The following is a 3135-nucleotide window of genomic DNA, read 5'->3' on the forward strand; positions in this document are numbered from 1 at the left end:
TGCAATGGTTCTACGACCGTGCGGGCAACAACACCCGCGAGCACCAATACCTGCGCTACCTGCAGGAACCGCATGTGGCGGTGTGGAAGCATGAATACGATGCCCTCAACCAACGCATCGCCACCACTCGCCCGGATGGGCATCGGGTCAGTTGGCTAACCTACGGCAGCGGTCATTTATTGGCGCTAAAAGTCGATGACCAAGAGTTACTGAGTTATCAGCGCGACAACCTGCACCGAGAGATCGCCCGCGACCAGGGCAACGGCCTGCAACAACGGCAAGCCTGGACGCCCAACGGTCAACTACAGGAACAGGCACTGGGAAAACGCGGCGATACCCAACGTCTGGTCGTGCGCAACTACCGGCACGACGCAGCCGGCCAACTGACCCGCATCGACGACACCCGGCGCGGCACGCTCAGCTACCGCTATGACCCGTTGGGTCGCCTACTCGCCGTCCAGACCATCAGCGGCGAAGAGACCTTCGCCTTTGACCCAGCCAGCAACCTGCTGGACCCGCAGGCGCCGCGTCGGCCCAATCAATACGGCCCACCCAAGTTGCTGGACAACCTGCTCCGCGACTACGTGGGCACCCACTACAGCTATGACGAGCGCGGCAACCTCAAGGAACGCCTGCACAACGGCAAGAAATCTGTAAGCGATCCACCAAGCACACCTACAATCAGGTACGGTTTCCGTTTACCGTGGCATTTCCGGTGAGCAGTTCCACGGTAACAACGCTTCGTAGTCTTCTGCCGTGGATGCATGCGGCAACCGCTCAAGTACGTGGCGCAGCCACGTATAGGGCTCCTGGCCGTTGACCTTGGCGGTCTCGACCAAGCTATAGATCTGCGCACTGGCGGTGGCGCCTTTGGGCGTATCGCTGAACAGCCATGCCTTGCGCCCTATGACAAACGGCTTTATTGCGCGCTCGGCTTTATTGTTGTCTATCGGTAAAAACCCAGCCTCCACGTAACGCTCCAGCCGGCTCCAGTTGCTGGCCAGATAATTAACGGCCTTGCCCAGCGCACTTTGCGGCGTCACTTGGGACTGGGTTTTCTCCAGCCAGCTTTTCAGTTGGGCAAGCACCGGTAAGCTCTGTGCCTGGCGACCGACAAAACGCTGATCACCCGTGACCTCTTTGAGTTCACGTTCGATACCATACAGCTTGTTAATCATGGCCAGCGCGATATCGGTACGGCCCGTCTTGCCTTTGGGTTGCACTTTTTGCGCATCGACGAACTTGCGCCGCGCATGCGCCCAGCAGCCCAGACGCTCGACACCCGGTTGCGCACCCACGGCGTTATAGCCAGCGTAATCGTCGCTCATCAGGTAGCCACGATAATCGGCGAGCAGACGCAGTGGCACCTCCTGCGCGCGGCTGGTGGTGTAGTTAAAAAGAATAACTGGGCGCTCAGGCGGGCCGCTGGCCTGCACCCACATCCAGGACTGGCTGGTCGGGTCTCGATCCGGTTCCTTCAGCACTTGTACCCGCGTTTCATCGCAGTGGATCACCGGACTTTCCAGCAACCGGTCGCGCATCAGATTCAGCAGCGGCTGAAAGTGTTCGCAGCACTGGATCACCCAGCGCGCCAGGGTTTGGCGTGGGATGTCGACGCCGTGTCGGCCAAGGACTTTTTCGAACCGATACAGTGGCAGACCGTCGACGTATTTGGTGGTCAGCAGCATCGCCAGGACGCTGGGGCTGGCCATGCTTTTTTCGATCAATTGGGCCGGTTTGTCGGCGGTGATTGGCGCGGCTTCACAACCACGGCAGCCGTAGACCTTGCGGACGTGTTTGATCACCCGGATCTGCATCGGCACGATTTCAAGCTGTTCGCTGGTTTCTTCACCGATGGTGTGTTTGCGGCAGCCGCACGCGCAGGTCAGTTCATGTTCGGGCAGTTCGTGAATGACTTCGATGCGTGGTAGATCGGCTGACAGTGGTTTGCGTTTGCCTCGGCGTTGGGTCGGGGCAACGACTTCTTCGTCAGACTCATCGGAGACCGGAACCGCGAGACTTTCGGGTTCATTAAAGAGCGCGAGCTGTGGCGTCTGCGGATCGACGGTTTGCTCTGATTTGCGCCCGAAAAAACGTTGACGCCATAGTTTGATCTGTTCTTTCAGGTCAACAATCTGGTCTTTGTCCACCTGACGCTCACTGAACATCTGCACAAGCATTTGCTTGAGCAGAACCGGATCATCAGGGAGGTTGTCGGGCATGGAAATCATGGCCCGGATTATACCCAATCAAGCGACGAATCGCGGCGTCAAAACCTGATGCGGACGGTTGCGCCAGAGATCAAAACCGTCGAGCAGCCAGTTCAGTTCCTGAACCGTCAGGACAATGGCTTCATCCGTATCGTCAGGGGACGTTTTGAATCGTTCGGATTCGAGGCGCTTGAGCCAAAGGCAGAAGCCGTTGCGCTCCCAATAAAGTATTTTTTCACCCGATTACGGGGGCGATTCAGAAAAACAAAAAGCACGGGGTCGAACACCGCCACTTTGATATCCAATTCGACCAAGGCGGCGAGGCCGTCGATGGATTTTCGGAAGTCGACAGGCTTGGGGTAGAGGTAGACTTTTTCAACTTTGGCGTCGGGGCGCATCATAACTGCGGGCTCCTGATGGGAATCGGGAGCACAGCATCAGGCTTCAACGGGCAGTTTTGAATGTGTACATGGTGGATCGCTTACAGAAATCTCACTTCACCTGGGATTTGTACGACCGTCTGATCGGCTACGCAGATGACCGACTGACCGCCAGCTTCGCCTACGACGCGCTGGGCCGTCGCCTGTTCAAACTGTCCAAAGCCAAGTACCACGACCGCCGCGAAGCCGGGCCGATGTGGAACAAGCTGGAGCGCGCCAAGCTCGACGAGCAATACGGCTGCGGCTACACCATCTACGGTTGGGACGGCGATGTGTTGGCTTTTGAGAGCCGCAACAATGACAAGAGCGAACGCCTGACTCACTACTTTTTTGAACCGGGTAGTTTTGTGCCGGTGGTGCAGGCAGTAGAGCAACGCAGTATCCAACTGGTGCCCGAGCCGGTCTATGAGGGCGCTTACGACATCGACCGCGATCCGGTGTGGCAGCACAAGCCCACACCTGTGACCTTCAGCACCGTGGCCTGG

3 protein-coding genes and 2 pseudogenes are annotated in these 3135 nt (G+C 57.9%); 2 read left to right on the forward strand and 3 right to left on the reverse strand.

Features of this window, described 5'->3' with window-relative positions; translation table 11 throughout:
- Positions 1–719, forward strand: a pseudogene (locus tag AACY42_RS28170) (RHS repeat-associated core domain-containing protein); the annotation flags it as partial.
- Here the strand turns inward: AACY42_RS28170 and tnpC are convergent.
- From tnpC to tnpB (AACY42_RS28185), 3 genes and pseudogenes are all read right to left on the reverse strand, one after another.
- Positions 699–2231 carry an IS66 family transposase gene (tnpC, locus tag AACY42_RS28175; RefSeq protein WP_339483770.1) on the reverse strand — a complete coding sequence of 511 codons (1533 nt, stop codon included), beginning with the start codon at positions 2229–2231 and terminating at the stop codon, positions 699–701. The pseudogene AACY42_RS28170 and the gene tnpC sit on opposite strands and share 21 nt — an antisense overlap.
- A gap of 18 nt (positions 2232–2249) precedes the next feature.
- Positions 2250–2441: an IS66 family insertion sequence element accessory protein TnpB gene (tnpB, locus tag AACY42_RS28180; protein ID WP_339483772.1), complete on the reverse strand. Its 192-nt coding sequence runs from the start codon at positions 2439–2441 to the stop codon at positions 2250–2252.
- A gap of 62 nt (positions 2442–2503) precedes the next feature.
- A pseudogene (gene tnpB, locus AACY42_RS28185) lies at positions 2504–2611 on the reverse strand (IS66 family insertion sequence element accessory protein TnpB); the annotation flags it as partial.
- Between the two features lie 68 nt (positions 2612–2679).
- Here tnpB (AACY42_RS28185) and AACY42_RS28190 point away from each other — a divergent pair.
- Positions 2680–3135, forward strand: a 456-nt coding sequence (locus tag AACY42_RS28190) for a hypothetical protein (RefSeq protein ID WP_339483771.1), incomplete at its 3' end; no start/stop codon positions are given.

Origin of the sequence: Pseudomonas sp. RL_5y_Pfl2_73 (genome assembly GCF_963970515.1) — a bacterium.
Taxonomy (GTDB): domain Bacteria; phylum Pseudomonadota; class Gammaproteobacteria; order Pseudomonadales; family Pseudomonadaceae; genus Aquipseudomonas.

Coding starts and splice junctions, on each gene's coding strand:
- tnpC (WP_339483770.1), bottom strand. CDS start 2,231: ATGATTTCCATGCCCGACAACCTCCCTGATGATCCGGTTCTGCTCAAG.